Origin of the sequence: Curtobacterium sp. MCBD17_026 (genome assembly GCF_003234895.2) — a bacterium.
In the GTDB taxonomy this organism is placed as follows: Bacteria; Actinomycetota; Actinomycetes; order Actinomycetales; family Microbacteriaceae; genus Curtobacterium; species Curtobacterium flaccumfaciens.
This window is the reverse complement of record NZ_CP126281.1, coordinates 1-14,560: the sequence shown is the minus strand read 5'-3', so window position 1 is coordinate 14,560 and position 14,560 is coordinate 1. Positions and strand designations below refer to the sequence as shown.

General features: G+C 67.1%; 12 protein-coding genes and 2 tRNA genes. 2 read left to right on the top strand and 12 right to left on the bottom strand.

Features of this window, described 5'->3' with window-relative positions; genetic code table 11:
- Positions 1–45 precede the first annotated feature (45 nt).
- Positions 46–300: a cell division protein CrgA gene (locus DEI85_RS00070; RefSeq protein ID WP_110861899.1), complete on the top strand. Its 255-nt coding sequence runs from the start codon at positions 46–48 to the stop codon at positions 298–300.
- A 349-nt stretch (positions 301–649) separates the two neighbouring features.
- Here DEI85_RS00070 and DEI85_RS00065 read toward each other — a convergent pair whose 3' ends face one another.
- Together DEI85_RS00065 and DEI85_RS00060 are read right to left on the bottom strand one after the other, a co-directional pair.
- Positions 650–1,504: a rhomboid family intramembrane serine protease gene (locus DEI85_RS00065; RefSeq protein ID WP_111123768.1), complete on the bottom strand. Its 855-nt coding sequence runs from the start codon at positions 1,502–1,504 to the stop codon at positions 650–652.
- 7 nt (positions 1,505–1,511) lie between these two features.
- Positions 1,512–2,051 carry a peptidylprolyl isomerase gene (locus DEI85_RS00060; RefSeq protein WP_027466924.1) on the bottom strand — a complete coding sequence of 180 codons (540 nt, stop codon included), beginning with the start codon at positions 2,049–2,051 and terminating at the stop codon, positions 1,512–1,514.
- A gap of 115 nt (positions 2,052–2,166) precedes the next feature.
- On the opposite strand from DEI85_RS00060, the gene DEI85_RS00055 reads away from it, so the two are divergent.
- Entirely contained in the window at positions 2,167–2,742 is a 576-nt protein-coding gene (locus DEI85_RS00055; RefSeq protein WP_111090811.1) for a hypothetical protein, read from the top strand.
- Between the two features lie 380 nt (positions 2,743–3,122).
- Here DEI85_RS00055 and DEI85_RS00050 read toward each other — a convergent pair.
- The 10 genes from DEI85_RS00050 to dnaA all read right to left on the bottom strand — a co-directional run bounded on the left by DEI85_RS00050 (position 3,123) and on the right by dnaA (position 14,560).
- Positions 3,123–3,195: transfer RNA gene (locus DEI85_RS00050), tRNA-Ala, on the bottom strand.
- 56 nt (positions 3,196–3,251) lie between these two features.
- Positions 3,252–3,328, bottom strand: a tRNA-Ile gene (locus DEI85_RS00045).
- Positions 3,329–3,403: 75 nt separating this feature from the next.
- Positions 3,404–3,811: a DUF3566 domain-containing protein gene (locus DEI85_RS00040; protein WP_027466922.1), complete on the bottom strand. Its 408-nt coding sequence runs from the start codon at positions 3,809–3,811 to the stop codon at positions 3,404–3,406.
- Positions 3,804–6,461 (bottom strand): DNA gyrase subunit A, encoded by a 2,658-nt coding sequence (gyrA, locus tag DEI85_RS00035; protein WP_110861892.1) that lies wholly within the window; start codon positions 6,459–6,461, stop codon positions 3,804–3,806. Before gyrA ends, DEI85_RS00040 begins: the two co-directional genes overlap by 8 nt.
- Positions 6,462–6,575: 114 nt before the next feature.
- Entirely contained in the window at positions 6,576–8,579 is a 2,004-nt protein-coding gene (gyrB, locus tag DEI85_RS00030; protein WP_110861890.1) for a DNA topoisomerase (ATP-hydrolyzing) subunit B, read from the bottom strand.
- 133 nt (positions 8,580–8,712) lie between these two features.
- Positions 8,713–9,213 (bottom strand): DciA family protein, encoded by a 501-nt coding sequence (locus DEI85_RS00025; protein ID WP_027466919.1) that lies wholly within the window; start codon positions 9,211–9,213, stop codon positions 8,713–8,715.
- Positions 9,213–10,562: a DNA replication/repair protein RecF gene (recF, locus tag DEI85_RS00020; RefSeq protein WP_284183442.1), complete on the bottom strand. Its 1,350-nt coding sequence runs from the start codon at positions 10,560–10,562 to the stop codon at positions 9,213–9,215. Before recF ends, DEI85_RS00025 begins: the two co-directional genes overlap by 1 nt.
- Positions 10,563–10,593: 31 nt before the next feature.
- Positions 10,594–11,481: a phosphogluconate dehydrogenase (NAD(+)-dependent, decarboxylating) gene (gene gnd, locus DEI85_RS00015; RefSeq protein ID WP_071248639.1), complete on the bottom strand. Its 888-nt coding sequence runs from the start codon at positions 11,479–11,481 to the stop codon at positions 10,594–10,596.
- A 71-nt stretch (positions 11,482–11,552) separates the two neighbouring features.
- Entirely contained in the window at positions 11,553–12,698 is a 1,146-nt protein-coding gene (gene dnaN, locus DEI85_RS00010) for a DNA polymerase III subunit beta (RefSeq protein ID WP_110862702.1), read from the bottom strand.
- 407 nt (positions 12,699–13,105) lie between these two features.
- Positions 13,106–14,560, bottom strand: coding sequence for a chromosomal replication initiator protein DnaA (dnaA, locus tag DEI85_RS00005; RefSeq protein ID WP_110862706.1), 1,455 nt, complete (start codon positions 14,558–14,560; stop codon positions 13,106–13,108).

Genomic DNA, 14,560 nt, shown 5'->3' with positions numbered 1-14,560 from the left:
GTCCGCGGGCCGATCCACACACGTGGTCACGGTAGGATACCGGCCATGGCCAAGGACAAGGACCGCACCAAGCCCGCCCGGACGACCCGAGCTGACGCGGTCGACACCGCGGGGGACGCCCCGAACCCGGTGTGGTTCAAGCCGGTCATGTTCGGCTTCATGCTCATCGGTCTGGTGTGGGTGATCGTCTTCTACATCTCGAACGCCACGCTGCCGGTTCCGAGCCTCGGCTCGTGGAACATCGTGATCGGCTTCGGCATCATGTTCGTCGGCTTCCTCATGACCACCCGGTGGCGCTGACCCCGAGTCCCCCGTTCTCTCGACGCCCGTCGCACCGCAAGGTGCGGCGGGCGTCGTCGTTCTCCACAACGTCGAGCACCAGTGGAACGCAGATCCTCGACGATCGGGCCGTTCTCCACACTTTTCCACACTCTCCACATGGTCATCCACACCCGCACCCCGGAGTTATCCACAGGTGAGTCCACAGTGGGGATAATCACACTGGTGTAACTCGGCGGGTTCTCCACACCTGTGGATAACTCCCGGCGGCGCTGTGGAGAGCCGTGGATGAGCAGGAGCGGGTGCCCCGGGAACGACGAACGCCCCGCCGCAGTGCGACGGGGCGTTCGAGGGTGGTGCTGCGGCCGTGTCAGCCGACCGTGACGGCGTACCCGACTGCAGTGAGGGCGAGGCCGAGCACCGCCGCAGCGACGATCAACGCGATCTGCAACGGACGCTTCCGGATGTTCCGCGTCTGCGCGAAGACGAAGCCCATCACGAAGCCACCGATGATCCCGCCGACGTGCGCCTGCCACGAGATGTTGGTCCCGGGCAGGAACCCGATCACCAGGTTCAGCCCGATGATCACGAGGAGTTGCACGGCGTTGTTCCCCAGGCTGCGCTGCAGCACGAAGAACGCGGCGAAGAGACCGAAGATGGCACCGGACGCTCCGACGACCCAGGTGCCCGGAGCGAGGAAGGTCACGAGCATCGACCCGAAGATCCCGGTGATGAAGTACAGCGCCAGGAACCGCCAGGCACCGAGCATGTTCTCGAGCATCCGACCGAAGATCCACAGCGCCCACATGTTGAACAGGATGTGGAAGATGCCCGAGTGCACGAACAGGACCGTCACCACGCGCCAGGGCTGGGTCGGGAACAACAGCGAGTTGTAGGCGAACAGGCTCGAGAAGAACCCACCGCTCACCTGGTCGAGCAGCCAGGTGGCGACCGAGATCGCGATGATGACGACCGTGACCTTCTGGTCGAGCATGGCGAAGCGCCGCCGAGCGACCGTGAACCCACTGGGGGCTCCGGACGCTCGGCGGTTCGCTGCGAACTGTGCACGCTGTTCACGCACGCACTCCGGGCAGTGCACCCCGACCGCTGCCGGCGTCTGGCACTCCGGGCAGATCGTCCGCCCGCAGCGCTGGCAGAGGACGAAGCTCTGCCGGTCCGGATGCCGGTAGCAGGTGTTGTTCGGGTTGTACGCCTGGTCGGTCACGCGAGGGTCAAACGCCTTCGACGTCGATGCTCTGGATGACGACGTCCTCGACGGGCTTGTCACGACCATCGGTCGGAACACCCTCGATCGCGTCGACGACCGCGCGGGACTCGTCGTCGGCGACCTCACCGAAGATGGTGTGCTTGCCCTGCAGCCACGGCGTTGCCACCGTGGTGATGAAGAACTGCGAGCCGTTGGTGCCGCGGCCGCCCTGGATGCCGGCGTTCGCCATGGCGAAGATGTAGGGGTTCTGGAACGTGAGCTCCGGGGAGATCTCGTCGTCGAAGCGGTAACCGGGGCCACCGATGCCCTGGCCGAGCGGGTCGCCGCCCTGGATCATGAAGTCCTTGATGATGCGGTGGAAGATCACGCCGTCGTAGAGCTTGTCGGTCGAGACCTTGCCCGTGCCGGGGTGGGTCCACTCCTGCTGGCCCGTGGCGAGGTCGACGAAGTTCTTGACGGTCTTCGGTGCGTGGTTGCCGAACAGGTTGACGCGGATGTCGCCCTTGTTGGTGTGGATCGTTGCGACAGCGGTGTGCAGAGACATGTTCCGATTCTCGCATGTACTCCTGACCGCGGACGGATTGCACAGCTGCGGTTCCGTGACCTGTCAGGCAGTGTGGTGGCAGGATGGGGGCACGCCGATCCGATGGAGGTACCAGATGACGACGATCGAGATCCCGCGAAAGCGTCGGAAGCAGATCAAGAAGCTCAAGGGCCAGACCGCCTCGCTCCTCGGCGAGCAGCGCAAGGTCCTCGAGCACGCGAACGCGATCCTGGCCGAGGCCCGGTCGAACGCCGCGGACGCAGCTCGCAAGGACATCGCACCCCGCGTGCAGAACGCGATCGACAACGGGATCCGTCCCGCGTTCGCCACCGGCGTGCACGCTGCCACCTCGGCAGCGCAGAGCGCTTCGCACAAGTTCCAGTCCGAGGTGGTCCCCGGACTCGTCTCGACCGCTGGTTCGGTGCTGAGCGTGACCGATCTCGCGAAGGACCCCCGGGTCAAGAAGATCGTGAAGAACGCGCAGAAGAAGAGCAAGGGCGCGAAGAAGGCCGCGGCGAAGTACGTCCCGTCGCAGCAGAAGAAGGGTCTCGGCTTCGGCGGAGTCGCACTCATCATCGTCGGCGTCGTCGCCGTCGCCGGTGCTGCGTACGCCGCGTACCAGACGCTCCGCGCCGACGACGACCTCTGGGTCGCCGACGACGCCGACACGGCGGAGAAGCCCGCCGCCTGACCTCCCGGTTCGTACGAAGGGCCCCGGCTGTCGCCGGGGCCCTTCGTCGTTCCCGGGCCTGGCATTCGTGCACCCGCGCACGCATGCCCTGAAGGCGCCCACCCACCGACCTGGAGGCCCGCACCGGCCTGGCCCCGCGCCTCCCGTCCGTCACTGATCGCGCAACCTGCCGCGGTGGCCACCGAGAGGTCGCAACCCGTCGCCGACGCGCTTGCCGGCCGACAGTTCACGCAACCTCGCCAGCGCGCATGCGGGATGTCGTGACCACTCGAAGAAGACGACATCGCATGGCGGACCCAGCCATCGCGGAGCGGCGCGCACGAGCACAGAACGAAGCCCCTGGGCAGACGACGAAGCCGTCAACCAGGGGCTGATGTGAGTGGAGCCTGGGAGAATCGAACTCCCGACATCCTGCTTGCAAAGCAGGCGCTCTACCAACTGAGCTAAGGCCCCGAGTGCCACCGAGGTGATCGGCGACGGGATGGAGTTGTCGTGGTGTTCCGGAGAACTGGTGGGGCTACAAGGACTTGAACCTTGGACCTCTTCGTTATCAGCGAAGCGCTCTAACCGCCTGAGCTATAGCCCCTCAGACCGGATGAAAGCCTACCGTACGATCCCGCCGGAACGAAATCGAGCAGTGGGCCCATCCGGCCCGGGTGTGTCAGTTGTTCGTGAAGCCCACGAGCAGACCGCCCGTGATCCGCACACTGAGGTTGTAGAGCACGCTCACGATGGCGCCGAGCACGGTGCCGACGACCACGTTGAGGATGCCCACGACGATGGAGAACCCGAGGACCTGGCCCAGCGAGAACTGGTCCATGATCGAGTAACTGTTCTGGCCGGTGACGTCCTTCAACAGGGCGTCGACCTGGGTGAACACACCCGTCTGGTTCAGGATGACCCACACCAGTGCCGTGGCGACCACGATCACGATGCTGCCGGCCAGGGCGATGAGGAAGCTCAGCTTCACCATCGACCAGAAGTCCACGTAGACCAGTCGCAACCGCACCTGGCGGGTGCCGACGGGACGCTTCGCCTTCTTCTGGAGCTTCTCGGCGACACTACTCATTGGTTGACTGGTCCTCTCCGGCCTCGTCTGCGACGGGCTCGGTGTCGATGGGATCAGTGGAATCCGGGGCCGCTTCGGCAGGGCTGACCGTCTCCACCGGGCCCGCGGGCTCGATCTCGGCGTCGTCCTGGTCGTCCAGGTTCCGCTCGGTGTTCCGGGCCACCGCGATGATCCGGTCGTTCTCCGCGAACCTCGCGAAGACGACGCCCATCGTGTCACGGCCCTTGGCAGGGACCTCGGCCACGGCAGACCTTACCACCTTGCCCGATTGCAGCACGACGAGCACCTCGTCGTCCTCGCCGACGATGAGAGCGCCCACGAGATCGCCCCGGTCGACCGCCAACTTCGCGACCTTGATGCCCAGACCACCACGGCCCTGCACGCGGTACTGGTCGACCGCGGTGCGTTTGGCGTAGCCGCCCTCGGTCATCACCCAGACGAAGCCGTCGTCCGAGACGACCCGGGCTGCGAGCAGCGAGTCGCCGTCGCGGAAGGACATGCCCTTCACACCCGAGGTCGAGCGACCCATCGGACGCAGGGTGTCGTTCGTCGCCGTGAACCGGAGCGACATGCCCTGGCGGGACACCAGGAGCAGATCGTCGTGCTCGTCGACGAGCAGCGCCTGGCGGAGCTTGTCGCCGTCGCGCAGGTTGATCGCGATGATGCCGCCGGTGCGGTTCGTGTCGTACTCGGTGAGCGCGGTCTTCTTCACCAGGCCGTGCTCAGTCGCGAGCACGAGGTACTGCGCGACCTCGTAGTCGCGGATGTCGAGTACCTGCTGGATCTGCTCGTCGGGCTGCATCGCGAGGAGGTTCGCGACGTGCTGGCCCTTCGCGTCACGGCCGGCTTCCTGCAGCTCGTACGCCTTGGCGCGGTAGACCCGGCCCTGGTCGGTGAGGAACAGGAGCCAGTGGTGCGTCGTCGTGACGAAGAAGTGCTCGACGATGTCGTCGGCGCGGAGCTGGGCCCCACGGACACCTCGGCCGCCGCGGTGCTGCGAGCGGTACTGGTCGCTGCGCGTGCGCTTGACGTAGCCACCGCGGGTGATGGTGACGACCATCTCCTCTTCGGGGATCAGGTCTTCCATCGACATGTCGCCGTCGTAGCCGAACATGATCTCGGTACGCCGGTCGTCGCCGAAGCGGTCGACGATCTCGCTCAGCTCGTCGCGGATGATCGAGCGCTGACGGCTCTCCGACCCGAGGATGTCCTGGAAGTCGGCGATCTTGCGCTCGAGCTCTTCGGCCTCGTCGTGGATCTTCTGACGCTCGAGGGCGGCGAGACGACGGAGCTGCAGTTCGAGGATCGCGCGCGCCTGGATCTCGTCGACGGACAGCAGGTCCATCAGGCCGGTGCGGGCCTCTTCGACGTCGGGCGAGCGACGGATGAGCGCGATGACCTCGTCGAGGGCGTCGAGCGCAGCCAGGTAGCCGCGCAGGATGTGGGCGCGCTTCTCGGCCTCGCGCAGACGGAACTGCGTGCGGCGGACGATGACGTCGACCTGGTGCGCGACCCACGCCGAGATGAAGCCGTCGAGCGGCAGGGTGCGGGGCACCCCGTCGACGATCGCGAGCATGTTCGCGCCGAAGTTCTCCTGCAGCTGGGTGTGCTTGTACAGGTTGTTCAGCACGACCTTGGCGACGGCGTCGCGCTTCAGCACGATGACCAGGCGCTGCCCGGTGCGACCGGAGGTCTCGTCACGGATGTCGGCGACACCGGCGAGCTTGCCGTCCTTGACGAGCTCGGCGATCTTGATCGCCAGGTTGTCCGGGTTGACCTGGTACGGCAGCTCGGTGACGACGAGGCAGGTGCGACCCTGGATCTCCTCCACCGAGACCACGGCACGCATCGTGATCGAGCCACGGCCGGTGCGGTAGGCGTCCTGGATGCCCTTGGTGCCGAGCACCTGCGCACCGGTCGGGAAGTCCGGGCCCTTGATGCGCTGCATGAGCGCGGCGAGCAGCTCTTCGCGGGTGGCGTCGGGGTTGTCGAGCGCCCACTTGGCACCCTCGGCGACCTCACGCAGGTTGTGCGGCGGGATGTTCGTGGCCATGCCGACCGCGATGCCGACCGAGCCGTTGACGAGCAGGTTCGGGAAGCGGGCCGGCAGGATCGCCGGCTCCTGGGTGCGGCCGTCGTAGTTGTCCTGGAAGTCGACGGTGTCCTCGTCGATGTCGCGGACCATCTCGAGCGCGAGCGGCGCCATCTTCGTCTCGGTGTACCGCGGGGCGGCGGCGCCGTCGTTGCCCGGCGAACCGAAGTTGCCCTGGCCGAGCGCGAGCGGGTACCGGAGCGACCACGGCTGCACCAGGCGGACGAGGGCGTCGTAGATCGCCGAGTCACCGTGCGGGTGGAACTGGCCCATGACGTCACCGACGACGCGGGAGCACTTCGAGAACGCACGGTCCGGGCGGTAGCCGCCGTCGAACATCGCGTAGATCACACGGCGGTGCACCGGCTTGAGGCCGTCGCGAACCTCCGGCAGGGCACGACCGACGATGACCGACATCGCGTAGTCGAGGTACGAGCGCTGCATCTCGAGCTGCAGGTCGACCTGCGAGATGCGGTCACCGGAGACGACGATGTCCCCGCTGTCGCCGTGGACGATCTCGGGCTGCTCGTCGGCGCCGTTCTCGTTGTCGTCAGCCATGTGGCTTCGTTCCCTTTCTGGACAGCCTGGAGGCTGTGGTTCCGTTGGTCGCGCCGGGCGCGACCACAGGTGGTCAGGACTGGTCGACGCGGCTCACGCCGCGCCTCCTGGCCGTTAGATGTCGAGGAAGCGGACGTCCTTGGCGTTCTGCTGGATGAACTGGCGACGTGCGTCGACGTCTTCACCCATCAGCGTCGAGAAGACGCTGTCCACAGCAGCCGCGTCCTCCAGCGTGACCTGCAGGAGCGTGCGGGTGTCCGGGTTCATCGTGGTGTCCCAGAGCTCCTTGTAGTCCATCTCGCCGAGGCCCTTGTAGCGCTGGATCCCGTTGTCCTTCGGGATGCGCTTGCCGGCTGCGAGGCCGGCCTGCATCAGTGCGTCGCGCTCCCGGTCGCTGAAGACGTACTCGTGCGCCGAGTTCGACCACTTCAGGCGGTAGAGCGGCGGCTGCGCGAGGTACACGTAGCCGTGCTCGATGAGCGGACGCATGTAGCGGAACAGCAGCGTGAGCAGCAGCGTGGTGATGTGCTGACCGTCGACGTCGGCATCGGCCATCAGCACGATCTTGTGGTACCGGGCCTTGTCCGGGTCGAAGTCCTCACCGATGCCGGCACCGAACGCCGTGATCATCGACTGGATCTCCTGGTTGGCGAGGGCGCGGTCGAGACGGGCCTTCTCGACGTTCAGGATCTTGCCGCGCAGGGGCAGGATCGCCTGGGTCATCGGGTTGCGGCCCTGCACGGCGGAACCGCCGGCGGAGTCACCCTCGACCATGAAGATCTCCGACACCGTCGGGTCCTTCGACTGGCAGTCCTTGAGCTTGCCGGGCATGCCGCCCGACTCGAGCAGCCCCTTGCGGCGAGTGGTCTCGCGCGCCTTGCGGGCGGCCAGACGTGCCTGCGACGCCTGGATCGCCTTGCGGACGACGTCGCGCGCCTGCGTCGGGTTGCTCTCGAACCAGTGGGTCAGCTCGGTGCCGACGACGCGCTGCACGAACGACTTCGCCTCGGTGTTGCCGAGCTTGGTCTTCGTCTGCCCCTCGAACTGCGGCTCGCCGAGCTTGACGGAGATGACGGCGGTCAGCCCTTCGCGGATGTCGTCACCCGTGAGGTTGTCGTCCTTCTCCTTGATGATCTTCGCCTCGCGCGCGTAGCGGTTGACGAGGGTCGTGAGCGCGGCGCGGAAGCCCTCTTCGTGGGTTCCGCCCTCGTGCGTGTTGATCGTGTTCGCGAAGGTGTGGACGCTCTCCTGGTAGGAGGTGTTCCACTGCATCGCGACCTCGAGTGCGATCTTGCGCTCCGGGTCCTCGGCCTCGAAGCCGATGACGTCGGGGTGGACCAGGTCGGCCTTCTTCTGCGCGTTGATGTACTCGACGTAGTCGGCGAGACCACGCTCGTACATGAACGTGTCGTTGCGCGCCTCTTCCCCTTCTTCCGGGGTGCGCTCGTCGCGCAGGTTGATCCGCAGGCCCTTGTTCAGGAAGGCCATCTGCTGGAACCGCGTCCGCAGGGTCTCGTAGTCGAAGACGACGGACTCGAAGATCTCGGCGTTCGGCCAGAACGTGATCGTCGTGCCGGTCTCGTCCGTCTCTTCGTCCTTGGAGACGGGCGCGACGGGGACACCGTCGGTGTAGCTCTGGCGCCAGACGTGGCCCTGCCGACGGACCTCGACGTCGAGCTCGGAGCTCAGCGCGTTCACCACGGACGAACCGACGCCGTGCAGACCACCGGAGACGGCGTAGCCGCCACCGCCGAACTTGCCACCGGCGTGCAGGACGGTGAGGACCACCTGCAGGGTCGAGACCCCTTCGGCCGCGTGGACGTCGACCGGGATGCCACGGCCGTTGTCGACGACGCGGACGCCACCGTCTTCACGGATGCTCACGTCGATGGTGTCGCAGTACCCGGCGAGGGCTTCGTCGACGGAGTTGTCGACGATCTCCTGGACCAGGTGGTGCAGACCGCGCGGGCCGGTCGAACCGATGTACATACCGGGGCGCTTGCGGACGGCCTCGAGCCCCTCGAGCACCTGAATCTGGTCTGCGCCGTAGGACGGTTCGCTCTGCGGGGTCTCCGCGCCGAGCGGGTTCTGCCGGTCGTCTTCAGATTCTGCTGCCATGTCGAGCGTGCTCCTGCCTGCGCGCGGAACGCCCGCGCACTGCACCTCCCAGTCTACCGCAGAGCCCCCTCTTTCGAGGGCTCATCTGCCCCTCAGACGGGCTTTTCTGGCACTCCAGGATGATTTCGTCGCCTCAACCGTAGGTGTCGCGAGGACCGCGCCCCTGGACCGTCCTGGGGCCGCGTTTCCACGTGGGGGCGTCCGGGCCGGAAACCCTGATCGACTCGACCCCGGCTTCGGGGTGCCGTTCCGCGATGGTCGTCGTGACCGTCGCACGCATGAGTCTGAGCTGGGTCGCCCAGGCCGTCGAGTCGCACCGGATGACCAGTGCGCCGTCCTCGATGGTGACCGGCCGGGAGTGCTTCGCCAGCTCCTCGCCGACGACGCTCGGCCAGTCCACGAACAGCTCGGAGCGGGCGAGGGGTTCCGTCCAGCCGAGCTCCTGGGCGAGCGAACCGACGATGTCGGCGAGGCCCTTCGGCTCGCGGCCACGTCCGTACGGCACGGTGTCGGCGTCGAACTCGCGGGCACGTCGGCGGCGGGCATCTGTGCCGCGCTTGGACGGGTCGCCGAACACCGCGCGCAGGTGGCGGTACACCTGCGAGGGTTCGGTGGGCTTGCGGGGCTTCGGCATCAGGCGTCGGCTCCGGCGGGGGTCGGGTCGGCGGGGGTCGGGTCGGCGGGGGTCGGGTCGGGGGCGTCGGTCGGGTCCGTTGCGCCGCCGGCGTCCGCCTTGCCGCCGGCGTCCGTCTTGCCGCCGGCGTCCGTCGGGTCCGTCGCGTCCGCCGCCGGACTGGAGGCCCGGATCGCGTCCGCCTCGTCGGTCACGATCGTGCCCGCCTCGATCCGCACGGTGTGCGCCGCCAGCTTCGGGGGCACGTCACCGAACACAGCGGCCGTGATGAGCACCTGCTCGTAGTCCGCGACGGCGTTCGCCAGCCGTTCCCGGCGTGATTCGTCGAGCTCGGCGAACACGTCGTCGAGGATGATGATCGGGTCGCCCAGGTTCGACTCCGCACGCAGGATCGAAGCACTCGCGAGCTGGATCGCCAGCGCGAAGGACCAGGATTCGCCGTGACTGGCGTACCCACGGGCTGGTAACCCGTTGAGCTGGAACAGAACATCGTCCCGGTGCGGTCCCACGAGGGTGAGTCCGCGGTCGAGTTCGTCCCGGCGACGTCGCTCGAGCGCGGCGGCGAAGGCCTCGGCCGCCGACGCGACCGTGACGGGCTCGTCGGGGGTCCCGAGGACGGGATCGGTGGCCGCCGCGGACTCGGGGTCGCCACCGCGGATCGACAGGACACCGGTGATCGAGGCGTCGTGGTGCTCGCCGGCGACGGTCGCGTAGGCCTCGGCCACGAAGGGTGCGAGCCGCCGGGTCAGGTGGTCACGGGCCGCGACGATCTCGGCGCCGAGTCCGACGAGCCGGTCGTCCCAGACGTCGAGCGTCGACAGGGCGTTCGCCTTCGCACCGGTGGCACGGGCCGACTTCAGCAGGGTGTTCCGCTGCCGGAGCGTGCGGTCGTAGTCGGCGAGCACGCCCTGCATCCGCGGTGCGATCTGGCCGAGCAGCTCGTCGAGCATCCGGCGTCGCCCGGCCGGTTCACCGCGGACGAGCGCCAGGTCCTCCGGAGCGAAGAGCACGCTCGTGCAGTAGCGCGGCAACTCCCGCGGCTTGATCGCCGACCGGTTGACCTGCGCACGGTTCGCACCGGTGCGGTTGATCTGCACCTCGGCGAGGATGCTGCGTTCCTCGTGGGCGAGCCGTGCCCGGACGATCGCGGCGTCGCACCCCTGACGCACCAGGGCCGCGTCGGTGGGGAAGCGGTGCGAGCCGAGCGTGGACAGGTACCCGATCGCCTCGACCAGGTTGGTCTTGCCCTGGCCGTTGCGCCCGACGAACAGGTTCGGCCCGCGTGCGAGGTCGACGTCCGCCTCCCGGTAGTTCCGGAAGTCGGTCAGTTGGAGATGGTCGACGTGCACGCGGGCCGAGTCCGGGTTCCCCCGGGAAGTCCTAGGACTTCTTGACGGCGTGACCGCCGAACTGGTTGCGGAGCGCCGCGACTGCCTTCATCGTCGGCGAGGCGCTGCCCTGGCGCGAGACGAAGCGCGCGAAGATCGACGCCGAGAGCGCCGGCATCGGCACGGCGAGCTCGATGCCCTCTTCCAGCGTCCAGCGGCCCTCGCCCGAGTCCTCGACGTAGCCCTCGAGCTCGTCGAGCTTCGGGTCCTCGTTCAGCGCGAGCACCATCAGGTCGAGCAGCCAGGACCGGACGACCGTTCCACGCTGCCACCCGGCGAACACGGCGGGGACGTCGGTGATCAGGTCCTTGGCCTCGAGGAGCTCGTAGCCCTCGCCGTACGCCTGCATGATCGCGTACTCGATGCCGTTGTGGACCATCTTCGCGTAGTGGCCGGCGCCGATCGGGCCAGCGTGCGAGAAGCCTTCTTCGCGGGGACCCTCGGGGCGCAGGGCATCGAAGACGGGCATCGCGAACTCGACGTCCGCAGCGTCACCGCCGACCATGAGGCCGTAGCCGTTGTCCTTGCCCCAGACGCCACCGGAGACGCCGACGTCCATGTAGCGGATGCCGCGCGCACCGAGCTGCTCGGCGTGCGTGGTGTCGTCCAGCCACTTCGAGTTGCCACCGTCGATGACCAGGTCACCCTCGCCGAGGACGCCGGCCAGGTCGGTGATCACGTCGTCGGTGATCTTGCCGTGCGGGACCATGACCCACACGAGGCGCTTGCCCTCCGGGAGGGCAGCGGCGAGGGCGCCGAGGTCGGCGACGTCCGAGACGGCGGGGTTGGCGTCGTACCCGGTGACCTCGATACCTGCGTTGCGGAGACGGGCACGCATGTTGTTGCCCATGCGACCAAGGCCGACAAGACCGATGTGCATGATTTCCTCTTCTGTTCGTCGTCGCGCTGATGCTGCCGGTGGTGTGCGCCAGCGCAGGTTGCCTGTTGCGCCTATCGCAGCAGCAGGTTCGGCTGCAGCAGGTACCGGTATCCATCGGTCGCTGCGGCCTCTTGCGAAGTCTGGCCGGTGATCAGCACCGGGCCCGGCTTGTTGGGGTTCTCCGTCTTGGTGAAGGAGATGCGGACGAACTCGGAGTGCACCGCGTTCAGTCCGTCCAGGAGGAAGGCGGGCTTCAACGAGACCACCGTTTCCTCGCCGGTCAACAACGCACTGATCGACTCTGACGCCTGCGCTTGTTCGGATCCGATCGCCTCGAGCGTGAGCCCGTCGACCGTGAAGGAGAACCGGAGCGCCGCTTCGCGCTCCAGGACGAGGGAGACCCGTCGGACCGCCTCGACGAGCTCCGCGGTGTTGATCACCGCGTGGTCGTTGACGGTCTCGGGGAAGAGGCGGCGGACCGGCGGGTAGTTGCCCTTGATGAGCAACGACGTCACGGTCTTGTCATCGGCGTGGAACGCGATGAGCTCGCGGTCGGAGTTGCCGCTGATCGACACCGACACCGTGGACGCCGAACCGAACGTGCGGCCGACCTCCTGCAGGGTGCGGGCCGGGACCAGTGCGTGCAGGGGGTCCGAGCCGACTCGGCCGGAGTCCCACGCGATGGTGCGGACGGCGACGCGGTAGCGGTCCGTCGCGATGAGGGAGAGGTCGTTGTCGCCGACCTCGAGCTGCACGCCGGTGATGACGGGGGTGACGTCGTCGCGGCTGGCGGCGACGGCCACCTGCGACACCGCTTCGGAGAACGCGTCGCCGGGGATCACACCGGTCTGCGGGCCGATCTCCGGCAGCGTCGGGTACTCCTCGACCGGCATGGACAGCAGCGTGAAGTGCGCCGACCCGCAGGAGACGGAGATCCTGGCGTCCTCGGTGGTGAACGACACGGGGGCGTTCGGCAACCGGCTCGCGATGTCGTTCAGCAGTCGACCGGAGACCAGGACCGTGCCCGGCTCGTCGATCTGGGCCGAGATGGACGTCTGCGCCGACACCTCGTAGTCGAACGACGAGAGCGTCAGACGATCTCCGTCGGCGTGGATCAGGACGCCCGAGAGGATCGGGAGGGTCGTGCGCTGCGGGAGGAGCTTCACTGCGAAGGAGACGGCTTCGGAGAAGACGTCCCGGTTGACCTCGAACTTCACAGCTGGAACCCCTGTCGATCGGCTTGGACTGTCCGGCCGCCCCATTCTGGCACAGGCGGACGGGGGCCGGATTTCTTGTCATCCCGCCGTCCACAAGGTTGTCCCGCAGAGATTGATCGTTAACCAGGAGTAATGGTGTTAACGCCTGTGCACACTGTGGATAACCCTGTGCATCCCGCTCCGCAGTAGGGAACTACATGCTTGTGACTTGTGAGCGGCGTGTGAGCGTTAACGGGATGAATGAATCTCATCTATCCACTTCCATCCCCAGTCTCCACAGATGACCCCCCACCTGTGTACAACCGGGCGGCGTGTCCTCCACAGTTATCCACAGGCTATCCACACTGTGAGAACTCCGGCCCATGGAACCGTCTCAGATGGTGGATGGGGCGGGGAACGGGCCGATCTCAGCGGTAGCGGCGGTCCTGCTTGATGCGGCTGGTGAGCTCGGTGACCTGGTTGTAGATCGACCGACGCTCCTTCATCAGCTCGGTGATCTTCTTGTTCGCGTACATCACCGTGGTGTGGTCGCGGTTGCCGAACAGCTGCCCGATCTTGGGCAGGGACAGGCTCGTCAGCTCACGGCACAGGTACATCGCGATCTGTCGTGCCGTGGCGATCGCCTGGGAGCGGGACGACCCGTACAGGTCGTCGACGGAGAGCTTGAAGTACTCCGCGGTGTGGTTGATGATGTCCGTCGGCGCGACGACGTTGTCCTCGTCGAGGGTGATCAGGTCCTTGAGGACCGTCTGCACGAGGGCCATGTCCACGGCCGTCCGGTTGAGGCTCGCGAACGCGGTGACGCGGATCAGGGTGCCCTCGAGCTCGCGGATGTTGCTCGACACCTTCGACGCCATGAACTCGAGGATGTCGTCGGGCACCTGCAGGTGGTCGGACTGTGCCTTCTTGCGGAGGATCGCGATGCGCGTCTCGAGCTCGGGCGCCTGCACGTCGGTGATCAGGCCCCACTCGAAGCGCGATCGCATCCGGTCCTCGAAGCCGGTCAGGTGCTTCGGCGCGACGTCCGACGTGATGACGACCTGCTTGTTGTGGTCGTGCAGCGTGTTGAACGTGTGGAAGAAGGCCTCCTGCGTGGAGTCCTTCCCCTGCAGGAACTGGATGTCGTCGATCAGCAGGATGTCGATGTCGCGGTACCGCTGCTGGAACTGGTTTGAGCGGTTGTTCGCGATCGAGTTGATGAAGTCGTTGGTGAACTCCTCGCTCGACACGTACCGGACGCGGATCCCCGGGTAGAGGCTCTCGGCGTAGTGCCCGATGGCGTGGAGCAGGTGGGTCTTCCCCAGCCCGGAGTCCCCGTAGATGAAGAGCGGGTTGTAGGCCTTGGCCGGTGCCTCGGCGACGGCGACCGCTGCGGCGTGGGCGAACCGGTTCGACGACCCGATGACGAAGTTGTCGAAGTTGTACTTCGGGTTGAGCCGCGACTCGGGGCGCCCGCTGGTGCCGGGAGAGTCGATCTGGCTCGGCACGAACGGCGCCTCGATGTACTGGCGCGGCGCGGCACTCTGCTCGACGGCTTCCTGCACGGGCTCGGCGTACTCGGGGACGTTCGGGTCCACCCGTGGCTCCGATGCCATGTCGGGGTTCACCGTGATGGCGAAGTTCGCGACCGAGTCGTCACCGATGCGGGCGACCGCCTCGGTGATCGGGATGCGGATGCGCTGTTCGAGCATGCCCCGGGTCAGGTCGTTCGGCACCTCGAGGTACAGGGTGCCGGCGAGCACGCCCTTCGGCTCGACCAGGTTGAGGAACCCGTGGAGCTGCGGCGTGATGCGGGGGTCCTCGGCGAGGAGTCCGAGTACGGATGACCAGAGGTCCTCGACGGGGTCGGCCGGCAACGTCAT

Bases quoted from the DNA above. Each gene is read 5' to 3' on its own strand.
- DEI85_RS00060 (WP_027466924.1), bottom strand. From the start codon at position 2,051: ATGTCTCTGCACACCGCTGTCGCAACGATCCACACCAACAAGGGCGAC.
- DEI85_RS00055 (WP_111090811.1), top strand. From the start codon at position 2,167: ATGACGACGATCGAGATCCCGCGAAAGCGTCGGAAGCAGATCAAGAAG.
- DEI85_RS00040 (WP_027466922.1), bottom strand. From the start codon at position 3,811: ATGAGTAGTGTCGCCGAGAAGCTCCAGAAGAAGGCGAAGCGTCCCGTC.
- DEI85_RS00025 (WP_027466919.1), bottom strand. From the start codon at position 9,213: ATGCCGAAGCCCCGCAAGCCCACCGAACCCTCGCAGGTGTACCGCCAC.
- gyrB (WP_110861890.1), bottom strand. From the start codon at position 8,579: ATGGCAGCAGAATCTGAAGACGACCGGCAGAACCCGCTCGGCGCGGAG.
- gyrA (WP_110861892.1), bottom strand. From the start codon at position 6,461: ATGGCTGACGACAACGAGAACGGCGCCGACGAGCAGCCCGAGATCGTC.
- dnaA (WP_110862706.1), bottom strand. From the start codon at position 14,560: ATGACGTTGCCGGCCGACCCCGTCGAGGACCTCTGGTCATCCGTACTC.
- gnd (WP_071248639.1), bottom strand. From the start codon at position 11,481: ATGCACATCGGTCTTGTCGGCCTTGGTCGCATGGGCAACAACATGCGT.
- DEI85_RS00070 (WP_110861899.1), top strand. From the start codon at position 46: ATGGCCAAGGACAAGGACCGCACCAAGCCCGCCCGGACGACCCGAGCT.